At 72.9% G+C, this 22,111-nt stretch carries 21 protein-coding genes; 11 read left to right on the top strand and 10 right to left on the bottom strand.

The features are described 5' to 3' along the window. From tpiA to EDD39_RS32850, 3 genes are all read left to right on the top strand, one after another. Positions 1 to 786: a triose-phosphate isomerase gene (tpiA, locus tag EDD39_RS32860; RefSeq protein WP_030459654.1), complete on the top strand. Its 786-nt coding sequence runs from the start codon at positions 1 to 3 to the stop codon at positions 784 to 786. A gap of 88 nt (positions 787 to 874) precedes the next feature. After that, the gene (gene secG / locus EDD39_RS32855; protein ID WP_123563000.1) at positions 875 to 1,108 is read left to right on the top strand and encodes a preprotein translocase subunit SecG; all 234 of its coding nucleotides are present in this window, start codon (positions 875 to 877) and stop codon (positions 1,106 to 1,108) included. 162 nt (positions 1,109 to 1,270) lie between these two features. Beyond that, the gene (locus tag EDD39_RS32850; protein WP_014138616.1) at positions 1,271 to 1,558 is read left to right on the top strand and encodes an RNA polymerase-binding protein RbpA; all 288 of its coding nucleotides are present in this window, start codon (positions 1,271 to 1,273) and stop codon (positions 1,556 to 1,558) included. A 25-nt stretch (positions 1,559 to 1,583) separates the two neighbouring features. Here EDD39_RS32850 and EDD39_RS32845 read toward each other — a convergent pair whose 3' ends face one another. From EDD39_RS32845 to tkt, 6 genes are all read right to left on the bottom strand, one after another. Further along, positions 1,584 to 3,200, bottom strand: a complete 1,617-nt coding sequence (locus EDD39_RS32845) for an NB-ARC domain-containing protein (protein WP_162870282.1) — start codon at positions 3,198 to 3,200, stop codon at positions 1,584 to 1,586. 71 nt (positions 3,201 to 3,271) lie between these two features. Next, positions 3,272 to 4,012: a 6-phosphogluconolactonase gene (gene pgl / locus EDD39_RS32840; protein ID WP_123562996.1), complete on the bottom strand. Its 741-nt coding sequence runs from the start codon at positions 4,010 to 4,012 to the stop codon at positions 3,272 to 3,274. After that, complete coding sequence (opcA, locus tag EDD39_RS32835; protein ID WP_123562994.1) at positions 4,009 to 5,136, bottom strand: glucose-6-phosphate dehydrogenase assembly protein OpcA; 1,128 nt, start codon at positions 5,134 to 5,136, stop codon at positions 4,009 to 4,011. The genes pgl and opcA overlap by 4 nt, the downstream gene beginning before the upstream one ends. Further along, positions 5,133 to 6,692 carry a glucose-6-phosphate dehydrogenase gene (gene zwf, locus EDD39_RS32830; protein ID WP_123563478.1) on the bottom strand — a complete coding sequence of 520 codons (1,560 nt, stop codon included), beginning with the start codon at positions 6,690 to 6,692 and terminating at the stop codon, positions 5,133 to 5,135. Before zwf ends, opcA begins: the two co-directional genes overlap by 4 nt. A 71-nt stretch (positions 6,693 to 6,763) precedes the next feature. Next, positions 6,764 to 7,903: a transaldolase gene (gene tal / locus EDD39_RS32825; RefSeq protein ID WP_123562992.1), complete on the bottom strand. Its 1,140-nt coding sequence runs from the start codon at positions 7,901 to 7,903 to the stop codon at positions 6,764 to 6,766. Positions 7,904 to 7,999: 96 nt separating this feature from the next. Further along, positions 8,000 to 10,096 (bottom strand): transketolase, encoded by a 2,097-nt coding sequence (gene tkt, locus EDD39_RS32820; protein WP_123562990.1) that lies wholly within the window; start codon positions 10,094 to 10,096, stop codon positions 8,000 to 8,002. A gap of 401 nt (positions 10,097 to 10,497) precedes the next feature. Between tkt and EDD39_RS32815 the strand changes: the two genes are divergently transcribed. Further along, positions 10,498 to 11,442, top strand: coding sequence for a heme o synthase (locus tag EDD39_RS32815; protein ID WP_030461469.1), 945 nt, complete (start codon positions 10,498 to 10,500; stop codon positions 11,440 to 11,442). A 28-nt stretch (positions 11,443 to 11,470) separates the two neighbouring features. On the opposite strand, the gene EDD39_RS32810 is transcribed toward EDD39_RS32815, so the two are convergent. After that, positions 11,471 to 12,115: a DUF2461 domain-containing protein gene (locus EDD39_RS32810; RefSeq protein ID WP_123562988.1), complete on the bottom strand. Its 645-nt coding sequence runs from the start codon at positions 12,113 to 12,115 to the stop codon at positions 11,471 to 11,473. Positions 12,116 to 12,238: 123 nt separating this feature from the next. Here EDD39_RS32810 and EDD39_RS32805 point away from each other — a divergent pair, with 123 nt between their 5' ends. Continuing rightward, entirely contained in the window at positions 12,239 to 13,486 is a 1,248-nt protein-coding gene (locus EDD39_RS32805) for an FAD-dependent monooxygenase (protein ID WP_123562986.1), read from the top strand. 9 nt (positions 13,487 to 13,495) lie between these two features. Continuing rightward, entirely contained in the window at positions 13,496 to 13,828 is a 333-nt protein-coding gene (locus EDD39_RS32800; protein WP_123562984.1) for a hypothetical protein, read from the top strand. Positions 13,829 to 13,895: 67 nt separating this feature from the next. Here EDD39_RS32800 and EDD39_RS32795 read toward each other — a convergent pair whose 3' ends face one another. Next, the gene (locus EDD39_RS32795) at positions 13,896 to 14,846 is read right to left on the bottom strand and encodes a COX15/CtaA family protein (RefSeq protein ID WP_123562982.1); all 951 of its coding nucleotides are present in this window, start codon (positions 14,844 to 14,846) and stop codon (positions 13,896 to 13,898) included. 227 nt (positions 14,847 to 15,073) lie between these two features. Here EDD39_RS32795 and EDD39_RS32790 point away from each other — a divergent pair, with 227 nt between their 5' ends. Continuing rightward, positions 15,074 to 16,369 carry a choice-of-anchor A family protein gene (locus tag EDD39_RS32790; RefSeq protein ID WP_123562980.1) on the top strand — a complete coding sequence of 432 codons (1,296 nt, stop codon included), beginning with the start codon at positions 15,074 to 15,076 and terminating at the stop codon, positions 16,367 to 16,369. Positions 16,370 to 16,433: 64 nt separating this feature from the next. Here the strand turns inward: EDD39_RS32790 and EDD39_RS32785 are convergent, their stop codons facing one another. Together EDD39_RS32785 and EDD39_RS32780 are read right to left on the bottom strand one after the other, a co-directional pair. Further along, the gene (locus EDD39_RS32785) at positions 16,434 to 17,204 is read right to left on the bottom strand and encodes an ABC transporter permease (RefSeq protein ID WP_123562978.1); all 771 of its coding nucleotides are present in this window, start codon (positions 17,202 to 17,204) and stop codon (positions 16,434 to 16,436) included. Beyond that, positions 17,201 to 18,118 carry an ABC transporter ATP-binding protein gene (locus tag EDD39_RS32780; RefSeq protein WP_123562976.1) on the bottom strand — a complete coding sequence of 306 codons (918 nt, stop codon included), beginning with the start codon at positions 18,116 to 18,118 and terminating at the stop codon, positions 17,201 to 17,203. The genes EDD39_RS32785 and EDD39_RS32780 overlap by 4 nt, the downstream gene beginning before the upstream one ends. Positions 18,119 to 18,242: 124 nt before the next feature. Between EDD39_RS32780 and EDD39_RS32775 the strand changes: the two genes are divergently transcribed. Genes EDD39_RS32775 through EDD39_RS32760 form a run of 4 tightly spaced genes read left to right on the top strand, consistent with a single transcriptional unit; the run spans position 18,243 to position 22,108 of the window. Continuing rightward, a complete protein-coding gene (locus EDD39_RS32775; RefSeq protein WP_123562975.1) occupies positions 18,243 to 19,097 on the top strand; it encodes a helix-turn-helix transcriptional regulator in 855 nt (284 codons plus the stop codon). Beyond that, on the top strand, positions 19,094 to 20,506 hold the full coding sequence (gene sufB, locus EDD39_RS32770; RefSeq protein WP_123562973.1) for a Fe-S cluster assembly protein SufB: 1,413 nt from the start codon (positions 19,094 to 19,096) through the stop codon (positions 20,504 to 20,506). Before EDD39_RS32775 ends, sufB begins: the two co-directional genes overlap by 4 nt. A 55-nt stretch (positions 20,507 to 20,561) precedes the next feature. Next, positions 20,562 to 21,794 carry a Fe-S cluster assembly protein SufD gene (gene sufD, locus EDD39_RS32765; RefSeq protein WP_123562971.1) on the top strand — a complete coding sequence of 411 codons (1,233 nt, stop codon included), beginning with the start codon at positions 20,562 to 20,564 and terminating at the stop codon, positions 21,792 to 21,794. After that, positions 21,791 to 22,108, top strand: a complete 318-nt coding sequence (locus tag EDD39_RS32760; protein ID WP_030461481.1) for a non-heme iron oxygenase ferredoxin subunit — start codon at positions 21,791 to 21,793, stop codon at positions 22,106 to 22,108. The genes sufD and EDD39_RS32760 overlap by 4 nt, the downstream gene beginning before the upstream one ends. Positions 22,109 to 22,111: the final 3 nt, after the last annotated feature.

The raw sequence follows: 22,111 nt of genomic DNA, 5'->3' as shown, positions 1-22,111 counted from the left end.
ATGACTGAGCGTCTCCCGCTGATGGCGGGCAACTGGAAGATGAACCTCGACCACCTCGAGGCCATCCAGCACACCCAGAAGCTGGCGTTCTCGCTGGCCGACAAGGACTACGCGGCCGTCGAGGTCGCCGTCCTGGTCCCGTTCACCGACCTGCGCTCCGTGCAGACCCTGGTCGACGGCGACAAGCTGAAGCTCAAGTACGGCTCGCAGGACATCTCGCAGCACGACGGCGGGGCCTACACCGGCGAGGTGTCCGGCCCGATGCTGGCGAAGCTGAAGGTCGCCTACGCGGTGATCGGCCACTCCGAGCGCCGCCAGTACCACGGCGAGAACGAGGAGATCGTCAACGCCAAGGTGAAGGCCGCCTACCGCAACGGGATCACCCCGATCCTGTGCATCGGCGAGCCGCTGGAGATCCGCAAGGCCGGCACCCACGTCGCGTACACCCTGGCCCAGCTCGACGGCGCCCTCGACGGCGTCCCGGCCTCGGACGCCGAGAGCATCGTCGTCGCGTACGAGCCGGTCTGGGCGATCGGCACCGGCGAGGTGGCCACCCCCGAGGACGCGCAGGAGGTCTGCGGCGCGATCCGGGCCCGGCTCGCCGAGCTGTACGGGGCCGAGCTGGCCGACAAGGTCCGTGTCCTGTACGGCGGTTCGGTGAAGTCCTCGTCGGCGGCCGGCCTGATGGCCAAGCCCGACGTCGACGGCGGCCTGATCGGCGGCGCCTCCCTGGACGCCGACGAGTTCGTCAAGATCGTGCGCTACCGTGAGCAGGCAGTAGGCTAACGCCGCCGCAGCAACGTAGGCTTTGGGGCCGGACCGCGTGGAGCGGGCCCGGCCCCTTCGCCGAAGATTCGAGAGAGTTGGTCCCGTCGTGGTTCTCGGGTTCGAGATTGCTCTGATCATCCTGAGCGCGCTGATGATCCTGATGGTTCTGCTTCACAAGGGCAAGGGCGGCGGCCTGTCCGACATGTTCGGCGGCGGCGCGGCCTCGACCGGTGGCGGCTCCGCGGTGGCCGAGCGCAACCTCGACCGCATCACCGTGATCCTCGGGATCGCGTGGTTCGCCTGCATCGTGGTGCTCGGGCTGCTGCTCAAGAACAACTGACAGGAAGTCGCCGGGTGATGGTGGCGCCGGCTTAACTCGCGCTTACACTAGGACGACTTCGCCACCGTCCGCCCAGCCGCGGCCGGACGGCACCAGCACGCAGGGAGTCAGACCGTGGCAAGTGGCAACGCGATCCGAGGCAGCCGAGTCGGCGCCGGCCCGATGGGCGAGGCGGAGCGCGGTGAATCCGCCCCGCGCAACCGCATCTCCTTCTGGTGCGCCAACAAGCACGAGACGCGCCCCAGTTTCGCCGCCGAGGCGGCCATCCCGGACACCTGGGACTGCCCGCGCTGCGGCTTCCCGGCCGGCCAGGACGAGCACAACCCGCCCGCCCCGGCCCGCAACGAGCCCTACAAGACCCACCTCGCCTACGTCCGCGAGCGCCGCACCGACGCCGACGGCGAGGCGATCCTCGCCGAGGCGCTGGCCAAGCTGCGCGGCGAGATCTGAGCGCGGCAGCACCACACGAAGGGCGTCACCGGCCACCGGTGGCGCCCTTCGCCGTGTCGGTCAACTGCTCTTCCAACTCGCGGAGCTCCGCCTCCTGCGGGCCGAGCAGGCCGCCCATCTGCTCGGCGCCGGCCCGGAAGCGGGAGAGACCAGAGGAGAGCAGACGGAGGTACTCGGGCAGCACGTCCGGAGTCAGCTCGGGTTGGGCGGCGTTGACGGTCAGTTCCTTCAGCAGTATGAGCAGCCTGCTCAACTCGGGACCGCGGGGCAGGGCGGCGGAGCTGGTGAACAGATCGTCGACCGATTCGATTCGGATCATTTCGGTGAGGTCCTCACGGTGTGGGGCACGGCCCCGGGCGGCCCCGACGTTCCCGGCCGCGATGGCTCGGAAGACCGCGCTCTGCAGCAGGTACCACGTGATGCCGTCGTTCAGTGCGGCGGAGACGTGGGGATCGACTTCGAATCCGACGACATGGTGTGTGGCGAAGACGTTCTCGCCCTCGGCGGAGATCCACTCCCCGCGGGCCCGCAAGTTCGGTTCGATGGTGGCGGCCATCGCGGCGTAGAAGCGCGCCAGCCGGACCACGGCCTGCTCGGCGTCGTCCGCAGGCTGTTCGGCGGCGTACAGCTTGACCAGGTCGTGCAAGCGGTAGCGGCGGTCGGCGGCCTCGACCAGGTGGGCGCGGGACAGGGAGCGCAGCAGGCTCAGGGTCTCGCGCTCGGGGAGATCGGCGAGGGCGGTGACGGCGTCCAGGGCCAGGTCCGGGCCGGGGTGCCGGCCGAGGAGGGCGAAGAGGCGGGCCTCGGCGGGGGCGAGACGCTGGTGGGAGAGGTCGAAGGCGGTGCGGACGGTCAGGTCGGGGCCGTAGTCGAGTTCGGTGAGGCGTTCGCGGGTGTCAGTGAGGTCGGTGGCGAGTTCGGCGGGGGTGCGGTCGGTGAGCAGGGCGCCGGCCACCCGGAGAGCGAGCGGGAGGTGGCCGCAGAGTCGGGCGATGTCGGCGAAGGCGGGGTCGGGGCAGCCGGCCAACTCGGCGAGCAGGACGAGGGATTCCTCCTCGTCCAGAGTGCCGACCCTGAAGTGGTGCGGGGTGAGGGTGCGGTCGGAGAGGACGTGGCGGCTGGTGACCAGGACGTGGTGGCGGGGGTCGCCGGGCAGCAGCGGGGTGACCTGGGCGGGGGAGGAGGCGTTGTCGGCGATCAGCAGCAGCGGGCCGTCGGCGGCGGCAAGCAGGGTGCGGTAGCGGTGCTGCTTGGCGGCCGGGTCCTCGGGCGGGAGGTCCTCGCCGAGGGCGCGCAGCAGGGTGTCGAGGGCCTGCTCGGGGGTGACGGGGTGCTCGTCGTAACCGCGCAGGTCGACGAAGAGGATCCCGCCGGGGAAGAGATGCCGGGTGCGGTGGGCGGCTTCGACGGCGAGGGCGGTCTTGCCGATGCCGCCGAGGCCGGCGAGTGCGGAGACCAGCAGTGGGCCCCCGCCGGCGGCGAGTCCGGTGACCAGGTCGGCGAGCAGCGGTTCGCGGCCGACGAAGAGCCCGCGCGGGGGCAGTCCGGACGGCCGGGTGGCGGGCTTGTCCAGGCTGAGCGAGCCGACCTGCAGGACGCCGGCCGCGAAGGTGCCGCCGGTGATGCTGTTCTCCGTTCCCACAGCAGAGTTGTAGCAGGACGCACGAGGCCCGGTCCGGGAGAACCGGGCCGGGCCTCGTGCGGCGTGCGGACTCAGGCGGGCTTGCCCGCCGCCGCCTCGTCCAGCAGCCACAGCGTCCGCTCGGTGCCGGTGACCGCGCCGGCCGGGGCCGTGGCGGCTCCCGGGGCGGTGCGGGCCAGGGCGACCGCGTCGGCCTTGTCGGGGCCGGCGGCCAGCAGCCACACCTGGCGGGCGTGGTGCAGGGCGGGGAGGGTGAGGGAGAGGCGGGTGGGCGGGGGCTTGGGGGAGTCGTGGACGGCGATGACGGTGCCGTCGGTCCGCTCGACCCCGGGGTGGCCGGGGAAGAGCGAGGCGACGTGCGCGTCGGGGCCGACGCCGAGCAGCAGGACGTCGAAGAGCGGCAGCCGTTCGCCGGGGGCGGCGGCCGCGGCCAGCTCGGCGGCGTACTGTTCGGCGGCGTCCTCGGCGGGGGTGCCGCCGTCGGCCGGGGGCATCTCGTGCACCCGGGCGCCGAGCGGCCGGACGGCGTCCAGGAACGCGGCGGCCTGCACCGCGTTGCGCTCCGGGTCGCCGGCCGGCAGGTAGCGCTCGTCGCCCCACCACAGGTCGACGTGCGCCCAGTCCACCGCGTCGCGCGCCGGGTGGGCGGCGAGCGCGGCGAGCAGGGCGTTGCCGTTGCGGCCGCCGGTGAGCACCAGGTGGGCGGTGCCGCGGGCGGCCTGGGCGTCGGCCAGGGCGGTGAGCAGCCGGGCGGCGGCCGCCTGGGCGAGCAGCGCGGCGTCCCGGTGGACCAGGACCCGTTCGGTGCTCACTGGCCGCTCCGCTTGCGCGGGGCGGCCTTCTTGGCGGTGGCCTTCTTCGCCGCCGGGGCGGCCTTCTTCGGCAGCTTGGCGGTGACCCGGGCCGGGGCGGCGACGGCGGACTCGACGACCTTGGCCTCCGGCTCCGCGGCCGCGGGGGCCGAAGCCTCCACGGTGCCGCCGGGGCCCGCGTGCTCGACGCCGGCGATCCGCTCGCGCAGCCGGTCGACCGGGGTGCGGACGGCGGCGGCGTAGATGTCGTCGGGGTCGAGGCGGCGCAGTTCCTCGGCGATCAGCTCGGCGGTGTCGCGGCGCTTGAGCGCGACCATCCGGTCGGGCGCGCCGGGCATGCAGAGCGTGCCGAGCAGGCCGTCGGGGCGGTCGAGGGTGATGTCGCCCTCCTTGGTGCGCAGCCGGACGGCGGTGATGCCGGGGCCGCCGGTGACGACCCGCTCGACCTGGACGCGCAGGCGGTTGTGCAGCCACAGGCCGAGCAGTTCGACGCTGGGGTTGTACGACTCGCCCTCGACCACCGCGCCGGTGATCTCGACGTCGCGCTGGTCCAGGGCGGCGGCCAGCATGGAGCGCCAGCCGGTGATCCTGGTCCAGGCGAGGTCGGTGTCGCCGGGGGTGTAGCCGGCCGCCCGCTGGGCGAGCTGGCCGACCGGGGACTCGGCGGTCACCGCGTCGGTGATCCGGCGCTGGGCGAGCGCACCCAGCGGGTCCTGGGCGGGGTTGAGCGGCGCGTTGTCCGGCCACCAGACCACCACGGGGGCGTCCGGCAGCAGCAGCGGCAGCACCACCGACTGGGCGTGCGCGGCGAGTTCGCCGTGCATCCGCAGGACGACCGTTTCGCCGCTGCCCGCCTCGGTGCCGACCAGGATCTCCGCGTCGAGCCGGGTCTCGGCCCGGGCGCGGGGCGAGCGGCCGGCCCGCTTGATGACGGCCAGGATGCGCGAGGGGTGTTCGCGGGAGGCGTCGTTGGCGGCCTTGAGGGCGTCGTAGGCGCTGCCCTCGTCGGTCACGATGACCAGGGTCAGCACCATGCCGGCGGCGGTCGAGCCGCTGGCCCGGCGGGCGTCCATCATGGTCGCGTTGATCTTGCTGGACGTGGTGTCCGTCAGGTCGATCTTCATGGCCGGCGCCAGCTCCTGCCGTCTCGTGCGAGCATCTCGTCCGCCTCGGCCGGGCCCCAGGTGCCGGCCGGGTACTGCGCGGGCTTGCCGTTGGCGTCCCAGTACTGCTCGATCGGGTCGAGGATCTGCCAGGACAGCTCGACCTCCTGGTGCCGCGGGAAGAGGTTCGCGTCGCCGAGCAGGACGTCCAGGATGAGGCGCTCGTACGCCTCGGGGCTGGACTCGGTGAAGGACTCGCCGTAGGCGAAGTCCATCGTGACGTCGCGGACCTCCAGCGCGGTGCCGGGGACCTTCGAGCCGAACCGCACGGTGACGCCCTCGTCCGGCTGGACGCGGATCACCAGGGCGTTCTGGCCGAGCTCCTCGGTGGCGTAGGAGTCGAACGGCAGGTACGGGGCGCGCTGGAAGACCACCGCGATCTCGGTGACCCGGCGGCCCAGCCGCTTGCCGGTGCGCAGGTAGAACGGGACGCCCGCCCAGCGCCGGTTGTTGATCTCCAGCTTGATGGCGGCGTAGGTGTCGGTCTTGGACTCGGGGTTGATGCCGTCCTCGTCCAGGTAGCCGAGCACCTCCTCGCCGCCCTGCCAGCCCGCCGCGTACTGGCCGCGCACGGTGTGCGCGCCCAGGTCGGCGGGCAGCTTGACGGCGCTGAGCACCTTCAGCTTCTCGGCGACCAGCGCCTTCGGGTGGAAGGACGCCGGCTCCTCGATGGCGGTCAGCGCCATCAGCTGGAGCAGGTGGTTCTGGATGACGTCACGGGCGGAGCCGATGCCGTCGTAGTAGCCGGCCCGGCCGCCGATGCCGATGTCCTCGGCCATGGTGATCTGCACGTGGTCGACGTACGACCGGTTCCAGATCGGCTCGAACATCTGGTTGGCGAAGCGCAGCGCCAGGATGTTCTGGACGGTCTCCTTGCCCAGGTAGTGGTCGATCCGGAAGACCTCGTCACGGGGGAAGACCTCGTGGACGATCCGGTTCAACTCCTGGGCGCTGGCCAGGTCGTGGCCGAACGGCTTCTCGATCACCGCCCGGCGCCAGGAGCCCGGCGCCGGGTCGGTCAGTCCGTGCTTCTTGAGCTGCTGGACCACGGTCGGGAAGAACTTCGGCGGCACCGACAGGTAGAACGCGAAGTTGCCGCTGGTGCCCTGCGCCTGGTCGAGGTCCTCGATCGTGCGGCGCAGGGTGTCGAACGCCTCGTCGTCGCCGAAGTCGCCCTGGACGAAGCGCATGCCCTTGGCGAGCTGCTCCCAGACCTCCTCGCGGAAGGGCGTGCGGGCGTGCTCCTTGACGGCGTCGTGCACCTCGTTGGCGAAGTCCTCGTCCTCCCACTCGCGGCGGGCGAACCCGACGAGCGAGAAGCCCGGCGGCAGCAGGCCGCGGTTGGCGAGGTCGTAGACCGCCGGCATCAGCTTCTTGCGCGACAGGTCGCCGGTGACGCCGAAGATCACCAGGCCGGACGGCCCGGCGATCCTCGGCAGCCGCCGGTCGGCGGGGTCGCGCAGCGGGTTGACGGGCCGGTCCGGGGTGTCTCCCGCGGCCGGCTCCGTGCCCTCCACATCCGGGTACGGCTGGGTGTTGCTCACTGTGGTGTGCTCCGCTTTCCGTGCGTCGGTTCCGTGAGCAGGTGTCAGTTCTTGCCGTGCGCTTCGAGCGCCGCGGTGACGGTGTCGAGCAGCTCGGTCCAGGAGGCCTCGAACTTGCTGACGCCCTCGTCCTCCAGGACCTGGACCACGTCGTCGTAGTCCACGCCCGCGGCGGCGACCGCGTCGAGCACGGCCTTGGCGTCGGCGTAGTTCGGGGTGATGGTGTCGCCGGTGACCGGGCCGTGGTCGTCGGTGGCGTCCAGGGTGGCCTCGGGCATGGTGTTGACGGTGCCCGGGGCGACCAGCTCGGTCACGTAGAGGGTGTCCGGCAGGTTCGGGTCCTTGACGCCGGTGGACGCCCACAGCGGGCGCTGCGGCTTGGCGCCGGCCGCCTCCAGGGCCGCCCAGCGCGCGGAGGCGGGCTTGGCGCCGTCCACCGAGCCGTAGACCTCCTCGTACGCCTGGTAGGCGAGGCGGGCGTTGGCGACGGCGGCCTTGGAGCGCAGCTCCTTGGCCTCGGGGGTGCCGACCGCGTCCAGGCGCTTGTCGATCTCGGTGTCCACGCGGGAGACGAAGAACGAGGCGACGGACTCGATCTGGGAGAGGTCGAGGCCGGCGGCCTTGGCCTGCTCCAGGCCGGTCAGGTGGGCGTCGATGACGGCCTTGTAGCGCTCCAGCGAGAAGATCAGCGTGACGTTGACGCTGATGCCCCTGGCCAGGACCTGGCTGATCGCGGGCAGGCCGCCCATGGTGGCGGGGATCTTGATCAGCACGTTGGGGCGGTCGACCAGCCACCACAGCTGCTTGGCCTCGGCGACGGTGGCGTCGGTGCGGTGGGCCAGGCGCGGGTCGACCTCGATGGAGACCCGGCCGTCGCGGCCGTTGGAGGCGTCGTACACGGGGCGCAGCACGTCGGCGGCGTCGCGCACGTCGGAGGTGGTGATCATGCGGATCGCCTCCTCGGTGGTGACCTCGCGGACCGCGAGGTCGGTCAGCTGGCCGTCGTAGGCGGCGCTGCCGCTGCCGATGGCCTTCTGGAAGATGGTCGGGTTGGTGGTGACGCCGACGACGTGCTTCTCCTGCACCAGCTCGGCCAGGTTGCCGGAGTTCAGGCGCTCCCGGCTCAGGTCGTCGAGCCAGATCGCCACGCCTTCTTCGCTGAGGCGGTTCAAAGCGTCGGTCATGGTGCTCAGTCCCTCTTCTTCTTTTCGTACGTCTGGTGGAGTCCGGGGAGCCGGCCCGGGGTAGTGCGGATACCCCGGGCCGGGCGGGTCAGCGCGTCAGCGCGAGACGGCTTCGACCGTGCGCAGCGAGGCACGGGCGGCGTTGGTGACCGCTTCGGCGGTGAGGCCGAACTCCTCGTACAGCACCTTGTAGTCGGCGGAGGCGCCGAAGTGCTCCAGGCTGATGATCCGGCCGGCGTCGCCGACCAGCTCGCGCCAGCCCTGGGCGATGCCCGCCTCGACCGAGACCCGGGCCCGGACGTTCGGCGGCAGCACGCTGTCGCGGTACGCCTGGTCCTGCTCGTTGAACCACTCGACCGACGGCAGCGAGACCACCCGGGTCGGGACGCCCTCGGCCTCCAGCACCTCGCGGGCCGCCACGGCGATCTGCACCTCGGAGCCGGTGCCGATCAGGATGACCTTCGGCGCGCCGCCGGTGGCCTCGGCCAGCACGTAGCCGCCCTTGGCCGCGCCCTCGGCGGAGCCGAACACCTCGCGGTCGAAGGTCGGCACGCCCTGGCGGGTCAGCGCCAGGCCGACCGGGCCGGGGTGGCTGGTCTGCCGCTCCAGCACGGTGCGCCACACCACGGCGGTCTCGTTGGCGTCCGCCGGGCGGACCACGGCGAGGCCGGGGATGGCGCGCAGCGCGGCCAGGTGCTCGATGGGCTGGTGGGTCGGGCCGTCCTCGCCGAGGCCGATCGAGTCGTGCGTCCAGACGTAGGTGACCGGCAGCTTCATCAGGGCGGCGAGCCGGACCGCGGGGCGCATGTAGTCGGAGAACACCAGGAAGGTGCCGCCGTAGACGCGGGTGCGGCCGTGCAGCGCGATGCCGTTCATGATCGAGCCCATGGCGTGCTCGCGGATGCCGAAGTGGATCGTCCGGCCGTACGGCGAGGCGCTCTTGAGCGGGTTGCCCTCCGGGAGGAAGGACGACTCCTCGTCGATGGTGGTCAGGTTGGACTCGGCGAGGTCCGCGGAGCCGCCCCACAGTTCGGGGACGATCGCGCCGAGCGCCTTCAGGGTGTCGCCGGAGGCCTTGCGGGTGGCGACGTCCTTGCCGGCCGGGAAGACCGGGACGGCCTTCTCCCAGCCGTCGGGCAGCTCGCCGGACTGGATCCGGTCGAACGCCGCGGCCCGCTCCGGGTCGGCGGTGCGCCAGTCGGCGAGCCGGCCCTCCCACTCGGCGTGGGCGGCCCGGCCGCGCTCCACGACCTCGCGGGCGTGGGCGAGGACCTCGTCGGTGACCTCGAAGGTCTTGTCCGGGTCGAAGCCCAGCACCTTCTTGGTGGCGGCGATCTCGGCGTCGCCGAGGGCCGAGCCGTGCGCCTTGCCGGTGTTCTGGGCGTTCGGCGCGGGCCAGGCGATGATGGTGCGCATCGCGATGATCGACGGCTTGCCGGTCTCGGCCCGGGCGGCGTCCAGCGCGGCGGCCAGCGCGGCCACGTCGATGTCGCCGTCGGACTTCGGGGCGACCCGCTGGACGTGCCAGCCGTACGCCTCGTAGCGGCCGAGCACGTCCTCGGAGAAGGCCGTCTCGGTGTCGCCCTCGATCGAGATGTGGTTGTCGTCGTAGAGCGCGACCAGGTTGCCCAGCTTCTGGTGGCCGGCCAGCGAGGACGCCTCGGCGGAGATGCCCTCCTCGAGGTCGCCGTCGGAGACGATCGCCCAGACGGTGTGGTCGAACGGCGAGGTGCCGGGCGCCGCGTCCGGGTCGAACAGGCCGCGCTCGTAGCGGGCGGCCATCGCCATGCCGACCGCGTTGCCGATGCCCTGGCCGAGTGGGCCGGTGGTGGTCTCGACGCCGGCGGTGTGGCCGTGCTCGGGGTGGCCGGGGGTGCGGCTGCCCGCGACCCGGAAGGACTTCAGGTCGTCCAGCGACAGCCCGTAGCCGGACAGGAACAGCTGGGTGTACAGCGTGAGGGAGGTGTGCCCGGGGGACAGCACGAAGCGGTCCCGGCCGACCCAGGCCGGGTCGGTCGGGTCGTGGCGCAGGAAGCGCTGGAAGATCAAGTACGCGGCGGGAGCCAGCGACATGGCGGTTCCGGGGTGCCCGTTCCCCACCTTCTGCACGGCGTCCATGGCCAGGACCCGGGCCGTGTCGACGGCCCGCTGGTCCGCCTCGCTCCACTCAAAGACGTTCGGCGTGGTGCTCACCCTGACTCAGGGCTCCTTCCGGATTCTGTGAAGTGTGACCCCGTGAAGGGGACCGGACGGCCACGCCGCTGTGGCTGGTGCCGATCACGGAGGGTTGATCCCGCTTCTCTGTGCGAGCCTACCGTTTGCGGGGCCCCTCACCCTCTGTGCCGGGCAACGCGGGGTCGCGGCGTCGCATTCCCCTGGCGCGGCGTCAACTGGTCTGTCCTACCTTCACCCGTCCAGGGAGGGTTTGCCCGTCCGAAGGGCAAGACGGGAGCGCACGCGGCTCGCCGGGGGACCCCGGGGCGGATCGGGAGATATGGAACGTCTATGGTTGCGTGGTACGCGCAGAGCGGACGGCGGGCACCCTGCGGGTCTACCGGGTCGCCTGTGGAAGTTCATCGACTGTTGAGGTGTCCGTGACCGCCGTCGAATCCCGCCCCGCTGGGGTGGTGGTAGGGACGAGGACCGCGCCCCGGCCGTTCGGGGCCCGCGTCGGGGCCTTCGTCGCCCTCACCAAACCCCGGATCATCGAGCTGCTGCTGATCTCGACGGTACCGGTGATGTTCCTGGCCCAGGACGGCGTGCCCAACCTGTGGCGGGTGCTCGCGGTGGTGGTCGGCGGCTACCTGTCGGCGGGCGGCGCGAACGCGCTCAACATGTACATCGACCGCGACATCGACGCGGTGATGTCGCGCACCGAGCGGCGCCCGATCGTCACCGGCATGGTCTCCCCGCGCGAGGCGCTGGTCTTCGGCGTCGTGCTGGCCGTGGTCTCCACGCTCTGGCTCGGCCTGCTGGTCAACTGGCTCTCCTCGGCGCTCGCCCTCGGCGCGCTGCTGTTCTACGTGTTCGTCTACACCCTCGGCCTCAAGCGCCGCACCTCGCAGAACGTGGTCTGGGGCGGCATCGCCGGCTGCATGCCGGTGCTGGTCGGCTGGTCCTCGGTGACGAACTCGGTGTCCTGGGCGGCCGTGGTGCTGTTCCTGGTGGTGTTCTTCTGGACGCCGCCGCACACCTGGGTGCTGATGATGAAGGTCCGCGACGACTACGCCAAGGCCGGCGTGCCGATGCTGCCGGTGATCCGCGGCAACATCGGCGTGGCCCGGCAGGTCGTCGCCTACTCCTGGGTGATGGTGGCGACCTCGCTGCTGCTGTGGCCCGCCGCGCACACCAGCTGGCTGTACCCGGCCACCGCCGCCGTCCTCGGCGCGCTGTGGATGAAGGAGGCGTACGCCCTCCAGTCGCGCGCCAAGGCCGGCATCGTGGGCGCCAAGCTCAAGGAGATGCGGCTGTTCCACTGGTCGATCACCTACCTGACCCTGCTGTTCCTGGTCGTGGCGATCGACCCCTTCGTGGGCTGAACCGCCCCTTCCCGCAGGACCCTCGGCCTCAGCGCGGCGGAAGCTCGCTGGGGCCGACGTGGTTCTCCAGCCACTCGTGCAGCGGCGCCGCCGCCCGCAGGAACCCGGTGACCCGGTCGTACGCCTTCGCGGTGCCCAGCCAGGCCGCGGGCTCCCACTCCTGCCAGGCGACCAGGCCCTTGTGGCGCAGCAGTTCGATCCGCGGGTGGTCCTTGGGCGTGCCGCGCGGCGCGGTCTTCAGGCTGCCCCGGCCGACCACCTGCGGCCCGGCCGCTCGGACGGCCGCCACCACCCGCTCCAGCTCGGCGCCCGGCACGTCCTCGGCCACCGCGGTGCGGTAGCGGGCCAGTTGGTCGCTCGCCAGCTGGTAGTAGCCCAGCCCGCAGGCCAGCCCGTCGGCGGACAGCTGCACGTAGCCGCCGCCCTCCAGGTACCCGCCGACGTGCGTCTTGTACGGGGACTTGTCGGCCGAGAACCGGACGTCCCGGTTCGGCCGGAAGATCCTCCCCGGTCCGAACTCCGGCTCCAGCCGCGCCAGCAGCGCCTCCATCGGTGCCCGCACCACCTCGTCGTACACCGCGCGGTGCGCGGTCCAGAAGGTCCTCGAGTTGTCGGCCTCCAGGTGCTCGTAGAACTCCAGCGCCTCGGCCGGCCAGCCACGGAAATCGTTCACCCGGACAGTATTCACGCCCTCCGGCCCCCGGCGCCCCGGCCGGGGGGTGACGGGGTGTCAGGTGCTAGGTTGCCAGGCGTCCGCCGGGCGCACCGGGCGCGCGGGGAGGACGGGAGGCCGCCGATGACGCCCCGCACCACCACCGTTGCCGTCGTCGGGGCCGGGCCCGCCGGGCTGGTCCTGGCGCACGGGCTGCGCCGGGCCGGGGTGGAGGTCGCGGTGCACGAGCGGCTGTCCCGGGCCGAGTTGGAGGCCACCGCGCGGGCCGGGGTGCTGGAGCACCGGGTGGTCGAGCACCTGCGGGCGCTCGGGCTGGCCGACCGGCTGACCGCGGAGGGGGAGCGGCACGGGCGGTGCGAGATCAGCTGCCTGGGCGAGCGGGTGGTGGTCGACTACGGGGCGCTGTCCGGCGGGGTGCGGCACTGGGTGTACCCGCAGCAGTCGCTGGTGCGGGACCTGATCGCCGCCTACGAGCGCGACGGCGGCACGATCGCCTTCGGCTCCCCGGTGGAGTCGGTGGCCCCGGACGGCGACGGCGCGGTGCTGCTGCGCACCGCCGCGGGCGGGCTGCGGGCCCGCTACGCGGTCGGCTGCGAGGGGGCGCACGGCGTGGTCGCGGCGGCCTTCCCGGACGGCGCGGCGGGCCCGCAGCGGCGCTACCCGTACGACTGGCTGACGGTGCTGGCGCGGATCGACCGGCCGGTGGCGGCGGTGCGGTACGCGGTGCACGCGGACGGGTTCGCCGGGATGATGCCGCGCACCGCCGACGTGGGGCGGTTCTACCTGGAGGTGCCCGCGGGGGAGCGGGTCGAGGACTGGGCGGCCGGGCGGATCCGGGCCGAGCTGGTCCGGCGGCTGGACCTCGGCGGCGACGACCCGCGGCCCGGGGAGCTGCTGGAGACCGGGGTGCTGCGGATGCGCGGCCGGGTCGCCGGCCGGTTCCGGCACGGGCGGCTGCTGCTCGCCGGGGACGCCGCGCACACCGTCACCCCGTCCGGCGCCAAGGGCCTCAACTCGGCGGTCGCCGACGCCGCCGACCTGGTCGGGGCGTTGCTCGCGGACCTGCGCGGCGCCGGCGGCGCCGGCGATGCGCTGGACGGCTACCAGCAGCGCCGGCTGGAGGCGGCCTGGCGCACCCAGGAGTTCTCCGACCGGCTGCTCGAACTGCTCCACCTGCCGGCCGGACTGCCACCCGAGCAGCGGGAGTTCGCGCTGCGGCTGCGGCTGGAGCGGATCCACCGGATCGCCCGGCCCGGCCCGGAGGGCGCCGAGTTCGCCCGGGCCTACGCGGGGGCCGGCGAGCTGCCGGTGGCGGGCGTGTGGCCCCCGGCACAGCGAACTGCCGTCGCCAGCCGGTCTACCGGTCGGTAGCATGCGGGCATGACCAGCGCAGAGACCGCCACCACCGCCGCGCCGGACGCCCGCGCCGAGCGCCGCGCCAAGCGCATTGCCAAGTACCTGAGCAGCTTCGCCGCGCAGCACGGCGGCAGCGCCGACGCTGTCGTCGAGTACGTCGGGGCCGTCGCCACCCGGATCGTCCTGGTCGGCGCCGACGGCGCCTGGGGCGACCAGGTCGCGCCGAGCTACGCGGTCGGCCGCCGGGCCGCCGAGCTCGCCGGGCTCACCCTGCACGAGGAGTTCGGGGGCGAGCTGGGCCTGAAGGTGAAGACCGGCCCCTACGAGTGGAAGCGGATGGCGGGCATCCAGCTCTGACCGCCGCGCGGACGACGACGGCCCGCCGGGTTCCCCGGCGGGCCGTCGTCGCGTTCCGGGGAGCCGGTCAGGCGACCAGTTCGGCGGACGGGGCGGCGGACTGGGCCGGGATGCCCGCCCGGGTGCGCAGCGCCAGCGGGACGCGCAGGGCGGCGCCCCAGATCACCGCGGCGCCCAGCATGTGCAGGCCGACCATGACCTCCGGGGCGTCCGTGAAGTACTGGACGAAACCGAGCGTGCCCTGCAGGAGCAGCAGCACGAACAGCTCCCGCACCCGGGCCCGGGCGGCGGGCGGGGCCTTGACCGCGGCGAACACCAGCAGCGCGGCCAGCGTCAGGCCCACCGCGAGGAAGACCAGGTCGGCGTGGGCCTGGGCCAGGCGGTCGTAGTCGACCGGAATGCGCCAGGTGCCGGCCGAGCCCGGGTGGTGGCCCGCGCCGGTGACCAGCGTGCCGACCAGCACCAGCGCCCCGATCGAGGCCACCAGCACCCGCGCGAACCGCTGGATCCCGGGCGCCGCCAGCGGGTGCGGCGCGCCGTCACCCTCCTTGCTGCGCTCCCAGCCGAGCACGGCCGCCCAGACCAGGCCCAGCGCGGCGACCATGTGCAGCGCCACCACGTACGGGTTGAGGTCGGTCAGCACGGTGATGCCGCCGAGCACCGCGTTGGAGAAGACCAGCCAGAACTGGGCCCAGCCGAGCTTGGTCAGCGAGCGGCGCCACGGCTTCGCGCAGCGGGCGGCCAGGATGAACCAGCCGATCGCGGCGGACAGCACGTAGGTCAGCATCCGGTTGGTGAACTCGATGACGCCGTGCACGCCCATCTCGGGCGTCGGCGTCACGCTGCTGCCGGTGCAGGCGGGCCAGGTGGTGCAGCCCAGACCGGAGTCGGTCAGCCGGACCGCGCCGCCGGTCACCACGATCACCACGCTCATCACCAGTGCGGCCAGCGCCGCCCGGCGGACGTGCTGGGGGGTCGGGTGCCAGCGTTCGGCGAGGAAGGAGAACGGGTTGGTCACCGGACCATCGTAGGCGGGCTTACGCCGTGCTCCGGCCCCGGGCGGCGGGCGGGCGCGGCGGGGGGGCGATCCGGCGGACACGCGGACAGACCGGATCATTTCGAGCGTGTCGGCCAGTGGTCTTGACCAGTTGCCGGAATGGCCGAAAGAGTGCGCATTGGTCCATACCTTTTTCGGCGTGGGCCCCTCCCACACTCCTGCCCGCACCCACTCGCGGAGTCCTGCACATGCGCACGTCCATATCCGCCGCCGCCGTGGCGCTCGGCGGCTCGCTCGCCCTCGCGGCCCTGGTCGTCCCGACCGCCGCGACCGCCGCCCCCGCCCGGGGCGGCACCTGCTTCGACCTCGGCGTCGCCGGCAAGTACGGCGAGTTCGTCGAGGGCGACGACACCCACAAGCCGGACGCCGAGGGCGCCGTCGCGGTCGGCGGGAACGCCGACTTCAGCAACGGCTTCACCATCGGCAACGAACTCACCCCCGAGGAGATCGCGGCTCTGCCCGGCGGCTACTCGCTGGTGGTGGGAGGCAACCTGAACATCGGCGGCGGCGCCCACTTCCGGCTGATGAAGGGCAAGGGCGTCTACGCCGGCACCCTGGTCGGCGGCGGCCGGGCCGACAACGTCGAGCAGGGCGCCTCGCCGATCGACTTCGCCAAGGAGTTCGCCAACCTGCGGCACGTCTCCACCGAGCTGGCGAAGACCACCGGCGGCGCACCGGTCGTCGACGGCAAGAAGATCACCTTCACCGGCACCGACGCGACCACCAACGTCTTCACCGTCGCGGCCGACGTGCTGCAGAAGGCCGGGGACGTCTACCTCAAGGTCCCGGCGGGCTCCACCACGATCATCAACGTGACCGGCGCCTCCTACGACCAGACCAAGGCCCCGACCACCGGATTCTGGATCTGGGACCACGCCAAGGGCGCGTACGTCCAGGACGACAAGACGCAGTCCGCGGACGGCGGCGCCGAGCGCGCCGAGCTGCTGTGGAACCTCCCGACCGCGACCTCGGTCACCAAGCACAGCGGCAACGCCTGGCCGGGCGGCGTGCTGGCCCCGAACGCGGCGTTCGACCTCGGCACCGGCGGGCCGGTCAACGGCTCGGTGTGGGCGAAGTCGCTGACCGGCAGCGGCGGCGCCGAGACCCACCACTACCCGTTCGCCGGCTGCCTGCCCGGCGGCACCACCACCACCCCGCCCTCCGGCAGCCCCTCGCCGTCGGGCACCACCGGTCCTTCGGAGAGCCCGAAGCCCTCGGAGAGCGCCACCACCCCCGGCGGCGCCTCGGCGACCCCCGGTGTCTCCGAGAGCCCGCAGCCGAGCGGCTCCGGCAGCGCGGCTCCGTCCCCGTCCGCGAGCCGCACCGGCTCCACCGGCGGCGGCTCGAACAGCGGCGGTGGCGGCCTGGCGTTCACCGGCGCGGAGGGCATCACGGCGCTGACCGTCGGCGGCGCCGCGGTGCTCGCCGCGGGCGGCGGCATCCTCTACGCGGTGCGCCGCAAGAAGGCCGGCAGCGGCGCCTGAGCGGCGGGCCGGAAGACGACGGCCCCGGGAGCGGCGCTCCCGGGGCCGTTCCCGCGCCGGGTGCTCACTCCCAGCGGAAGAACCGGGCCGCGGCGGCCAGGCCCAGCACCGACCAGACGGCCAGCACGCCGAGGTCGGACCAGGGCACGCCGGCGCCGAGCTGGAGGACCGAGCGCAGGCCGTCGGAGAGCGCCGAGATCGGCAGCAGCTCCAGCGCCGGGCGCACCGCGTCCGGGAACTTCGACAGCGGGACGACCACGCCGCCGGCCAGCAGCAGCAGGACGAACACCAGGTTGGCGCCGGCCAGCGTGGCCTCCGCCCGCAGGGTGCCCGCCATCAGCAGGCCGAGGCCGGAGAACGCGGCGGTGCCCAGCACCAGCAGGAGCAGCACCGCCAGCGGGTTGCCGTGCGGCGACCAGCCCAGCGCCAGCGCGATGCCGGACAGCAGCAGCACCTGCAGCAGCTCGGTGACCAGCACGCAGCCGGTCTTCGCGGCCAGCAGCGCCCAGCGCGGCAGCGGCGTGGCGCCCAGGCGCTTGAGCACGCCGTAGCGGCGCTCGAAGCCGGTGGCGATGGCCTGCCCGGTGAACGCGGTGGACATCACCGCCAGCGCCAGCAGGCCGGGCGCCAGGAAGTCCACCCGCTTGCCCGGGCCGTCCACGGCGACCACGTCGACCGCGGAGAACAGCACCAGCAGCACGGTCGGGATGACCACGGTGAGCAGCAGCTGCTCGCCGTTGCGCAGCAGCATCCTGGTCTCCAGGGCGGTCTGCGCGAGCAGCATCCGGCCGACCGGGGCGGCGCCCGGGCGGGGGGTGAGGTCGGTGGCGGTCATCGCAGGTCCCGTCCGGTCAGGTCGAGGAAGACGTCTTCGAGGCTGCGGCGCTGCACCGCGAGCTTGTCGGGCATCACCCCGGCCTCGGCGCACCAGCCGGTGACGGCGGCGAGCAGGGCGGCGTCCAGGGCGGCCTCGACCCGGTAGGAGCCGGGGGCGGGTTCGGTGACGGCGGCCCGGTCGGGCAGGACCTTGCGCAGGCCGGCCAGGTCGAGGCCGGGCGGGCCGTCGAAGCGCAGCTGGGCGTCGGTGCCGCGCAGCTCGTCGGGGGAGCCCTGGGCGATGACGCGGCCGCGGTCGACGACGGCGACGTCGTCGGCGAGCTGCTCGGCCTCGTCCATCAGGTGGGTGGTGAGGACGACGGTGACGCCCGCGGTGCGCAGTTCGGTGACCAGCTCCCAGGTGGCGCGGCGGGCCTGCGGGTCGAGGCCGGCCGTGGGCTCGTCCAGGAAGACCAGCTCGGGGCGGCCGACCACGGCCATCGCCAGGGCCAGGCGCTGCTGCTGGCCGCCGGAGAGCCGGCGGTAGGGGGTGCGGCCGCAGGAGTCCAGGCCGAGGCGCTCGGCGAGCGGGCCGACCGGCAGCGGGTCGGCGTACAGCCTGGCGGTGTGCTGGAGCATTTCGAGGGCGCGCGCACCGGCGTACACGCCCCCGGACTGGAGCATCACGCCGATCCGCGGCTTGAGCTGCCGGGCCTGGGACACCGGGTCCAGGCCGAGCACCCGGACGGTGCCCGCGTCCGGGCGGCGGTAGCCCTCGCAGGTCTCGATCGTGGTGGTCTTGCCCGCGCCGTTCGGGCCCAGCACCGCCGTCACGGTGCCCCGGGCGATGGCCAGGCTCAGCCCGTCCACGGCGGTCTTGTCGCCGTACCGCTTGACCAGTGCGGTCACCTCGACGGCGGGGTCTGCATGCATACCGGCGAGTCTAGGAGCAGCTCACGGGCCCCTTCGGGTAAGGCTTGCCTTTCGTGATGGACGACACCGGTGAGGCGTGGGTCACGGCTTGTTTCCGCCCGGCGAATTACGCAACAATCGTGTTGTGAAAAACATCCGCGAGCACGAAGCCCAGCCCGGGGAGCCCGACGCTCCCGGCTGCGCCGTGCCCGCGACGGCGGCGGAGGCCCTCGCCGAGGGCCACCGGGCGACCCGGGACCGGGTCGCCCGCTCGATCCTGGACCACGGCCCGTCCTCGGCCGCCGACCTGGCCAGCCGCCTCGGCCTGACCCCCGCCGCGGTCCGCCGCCACCTGGACGGCCTGGCCGCCGCCGGGCTGGTCGACGCCCGCGAGCAGCGGGTCTACGGCAGCCGCGGCCGCGGCCGCCCGGCCAAGGTGTTCGCCCTCACCGACAGCGGCCGCAGCGCCTTCTACCAGGCCTACGACCAGCTCGCCGCCGACGCGCTGCGCTGGATCTCCGAGGCGGCCGGCGGCGGCAGCGCGGGCGAGGAGGCGGTCGCCGCCTTCGCCCGGGCCCGGCTCGCCAAGCAGGGCGAGCGCTACCAGGACGCCCTCGACCAGGCCGGCGCCCAGCGCGCCGAGGCGCTGGCCGAGGCGCTCAGCGCCGACGGGTACGCTGCCACGGTGCGGCGCGTCCCGTCCGCCGCCGCGGCACCCGCCGCACCGGCCGGCGCCCAGCTCTGCCAGCACCACTGCCCGGTCGCGCACATCGCCGAGCAGTTCCCGCAGCTCTGCGAGGCGGAGACCGAGGTCTTCTCGCAGCTCCTGGGCACCCATGTGCAACGGCTGGCCACCATCGCCCACGGCGACGGGGTCTGCACCACGTATGTGCCGGCATCCGGTGCCGCACCGTCGTCCTCCCGGACGCCCGGTGCCGCGCCGACTGCCGGTACGTCCCCCAACGAAAACGGCTCGTCCGCGCGGAGGAACCTCGCATGACTGACATCGCACACCCCGAGCTCGAAGGCCTCGGCAAGTACGAGTACGGCTGGGCCGACTCGGACACCGCCGGAGCCGCCGCCAAGCGCGGCCTGAGCGAGGCGGTCGTCCGCGACATCTCGGCGAAGAAGAACGAGTCCGAGTGGATGCTCGACCTCCGCCTCAAGGGCCTGAAGCTGTTCGGCAAGAAGCCCATGCCGACCTGGGGCTCCGACCTGTCGGGCATCGACTTCGACAACATCAAGTACTTCGTGCGCTCGACCGAGAAGCAGGCCGAGTCCTGGGAGGACCTGCCCGCCGACATCAAGGCGACGTACGACAAGCTCGGCATCCCGGAGGCGGAGAAGCAGCGCCTGGTGGCCGGCGTCGCCGCCCAGTACGAGTCCGAGGTCGTCTACCACCAGATCCGCGAGGACCTGGAGGAGCAGGGCGTCATCTTCCTGGACACCGACACCGCGCTGAAGGAGCACCCGGAGCTCTTCAAGGAGTACTTCGGCACCGTCATCCCGGTCGGCGACAACAAGTTCGCCTCGCTGAACACGGCGGTCTGGTCCGGCGGCTCGTTCATCTACGTGCCGAAGGGCGTGCACGTGGACATCCCGCTGCAGGCCTACTTCCGGATCAACACCGAGAACATGGGCCAGTTCGAGCGGACGCTGATCATCGTCGACGAGGACGCCTACGTCCACTACGTCGAGGGCTGCACCGCGCCGATCTACTCCTCGGACTCGCTGCACTCCGCGGTGGTCGAGATCATCGTCAAGAAGGGCGGCCGCTGCCGCTACACGACCATCCAGAACTGGTCGAACAACGTCTACAACCTGGTCACCAAGCGCGCCGTGGCGTACGAGGGCGCGACCATGGAGTGGGTCGACGGCAACATCGGCTCCAAGGTCACCATGAAGTACCCGGCCGTCTACCTGATGGGCGAGCACGCCAAGGGCGAGACGCTGTCGATCGCCTTCGCGGGCGAGGGCCAGCACCAGGACGCCGGCGCGAAGATGGTCCACATGGCGCCGAACACCTCCTCGCACATCGTCTCCAAGTCGGTGGCGCGCGGCGGCGGCCGCACCTCCTACCGCGGCCTGATCGAGATCGGCGAGGGCTCGCACGGCGCCAAGTCGAACGTGCTGTGCGACGCGCTGCTGGTGGACACCGTCTCCCGCTCGGACACCTACCCGTATGTGGACGTCCGCGAGGACGACGTGTCGATGGGCCACGAGGCGACCGTCTCCAAGGTCTCCGAGGACCAGCTGTTCTACCTGATGAGCCGCGGCCTGAGCGAGACCGAGGCGATGGCGATGATCGTGCGCGGCTTCGTCGAGCCGATCGCCCGCGAGCTGCCGATGGAGTACGCGCTGGAGCTGAACCGGCTGATCGAGCTGCAGATGGAGGGCGCGGTCGGCTGACGCGCCGCCACCCCCGCCCCTCGACGATTCCCGAAAGAGAGCAACACGAACAGCCATGGCTGAGCAGAACACCCCCGGCTCCACCACCGCCGGCTCGATCGAGGTCGGCACCGCCGGCGCCGGCGCGCAGCTCGCCGGCCCGGGCACCGGGCGCGAGAGCGTCCGGCAGCCGATCGACGCCCGGGTCGCGGTCAAGCCGTCCTACGACGTCAACGACTTCCCGGTGCCCACCGGCCGCGAGGAGGACTGGCGCTTCACCCCGCTGCACCGCCTCGGCGGCCTGCACGACGGCACGGCGCTCGAGGCCGAGCAGGGCGAGAGCAAGACCGAGCTGGGCCTGCCGGAGGGCGTCACCTCCGAGCTGGTCGGCCGCGACGACCCCCGGGTCGGCAAGGCCGGCACCCCGGTGGACCGGGTCGCCGCGCAGGCGTTCAGCGCCTTCGACCAGGCGCTGGTGGTGACCGTCCCGAAGGAGACGGCGCTCACCGAGCCGGTCCGGATCGACGTGCACGGCGAGGGCGGCGTCCGCTTCGGGCACGTGGTGGTCGAGGTCAAGCCGTTCGCCGAGGCCGTCGTGGTGCTCAACCACACCGGCACCGGCGTCCGCGCCGCCAACGTCGACCTGCTGGTCGGCGACGGCGCGAAGCTGACCTTCGTCACGATCCAGGACTGGGACCGGGACGCGGTGCACGTCGCCCAGCACAACGCGCTGGTCGGCCGGGACGCCAGCTACAAGTCCGTGGTCGTCACCTTCGGCGGCGACCTGGTGCGCCTGCACCCGCGGGTCAACTACGCGGGCCCCGGCGGCGAGGCCGAGCTGTTCGGCCTGTACTTCGCGGACGCCGGTCAGCACCTGGAGCACCGCCTGGTGATCGACCACGACACCCCGCACTGCCGCTCCAACGTCGCCTACAAGGGCGCGCTGCAGGGCCAGGACGCGCACGCGGTGTGGATCGGCGACGTGCTGATCCGGGCCGCCGCGCTCGGCACCGACACCTACGAGCTCAACCGCAACCTGGTGCTCACCGACGGCGCCCGGGTCGACTCGGTGCCGAACCTGGAGATCGAGACCGGCGAGATCGTCGGCGCCGGCCACGCCTCCGCGACCGGCCGCTTCGACGACGAGCAGCTGTTCTACCTGCGGTCCCGCGGCATCCCGGCCGACGAGGCCCGCCGCCTGGTGGTGCGCGGCTTCTTCGCCGAGCTGGTCCAGCAGATCGGCGTCGCCGAGATCCAGGACCGGCTGCTGGAGAAGATCGAGGCCGAACTGGAAGAGACCGTGGCATGAGCTACGTCCGGGCCTGCGCGCTGAGCGTCCTGCAGGAGGACGTGCCCAAGAAGGTCGAGCTGAACGGCGTCCCGGTGGCGATCGTCCGGACCGACGAGGGCGTGTTCGCCATCAACGACACCTGCTCGCACGCCAACGTCTCGCTGTCCGAGGGCGAGGTCGAGGACTGCCGGATCGAGTGCTGGCTGCACGGGTCCACCTTCGACCTGCGCACCGGCAAGCCGTCCGGGCTGCCCGCGACCCGGCCGGTCGCCGTCTACCCCGTAAAGATCGAAGGGGACGATGTGCTCGTCTCCGTCAACCAGGAGAACTGAGTA

The organism is Kitasatospora cineracea, from assembly GCF_003751605.1.
Classification (GTDB): domain Bacteria; phylum Actinomycetota; class Actinomycetes; order Streptomycetales; family Streptomycetaceae; genus Kitasatospora; species Kitasatospora cineracea.
Note: the sequence above shows the minus strand (reverse complement) of the source record. Positions and strands in the feature narration are given on the sequence as shown.

Coding starts and splice junctions, on each gene's coding strand:
- tpiA (WP_030459654.1), top strand. CDS start 1: ATGACTGAGCGTCTCCCGCTGATGGCGGGCAACTGGAAGATGAACCTC.
- EDD39_RS32760 (WP_030461481.1), top strand. CDS start 21,791: ATGAGCTACGTCCGGGCCTGCGCGCTGAGCGTCCTGCAGGAGGACGTG.
- EDD39_RS32800 (WP_123562984.1), top strand. CDS start 13,496: ATGACCAGCGCAGAGACCGCCACCACCGCCGCGCCGGACGCCCGCGCC.
- sufD (WP_123562971.1), top strand. CDS start 20,562: ATGGCTGAGCAGAACACCCCCGGCTCCACCACCGCCGGCTCGATCGAG.
- EDD39_RS32780 (WP_123562976.1), bottom strand. CDS start 18,118: ATGCATGCAGACCCCGCCGTCGAGGTGACCGCACTGGTCAAGCGGTAC.
- EDD39_RS32790 (WP_123562980.1), top strand. CDS start 15,074: ATGCGCACGTCCATATCCGCCGCCGCCGTGGCGCTCGGCGGCTCGCTC.
- EDD39_RS32850 (WP_014138616.1), top strand. CDS start 1,271: ATGGGCGAGGCGGAGCGCGGTGAATCCGCCCCGCGCAACCGCATCTCC.
- tal (WP_123562992.1), bottom strand. CDS start 7,903: ATGACCGACGCTTTGAACCGCCTCAGCGAAGAAGGCGTGGCGATCTGG.
- EDD39_RS32805 (WP_123562986.1), top strand. CDS start 12,239: ATGACGCCCCGCACCACCACCGTTGCCGTCGTCGGGGCCGGGCCCGCC.
- EDD39_RS32785 (WP_123562978.1), bottom strand. CDS start 17,204: ATGACCGCCACCGACCTCACCCCCCGCCCGGGCGCCGCCCCGGTCGGC.
- sufB (WP_123562973.1), top strand. CDS start 19,094: ATGACTGACATCGCACACCCCGAGCTCGAAGGCCTCGGCAAGTACGAG.
- opcA (WP_123562994.1), bottom strand. CDS start 5,136: ATGAAGATCGACCTGACGGACACCACGTCCAGCAAGATCAACGCGACC.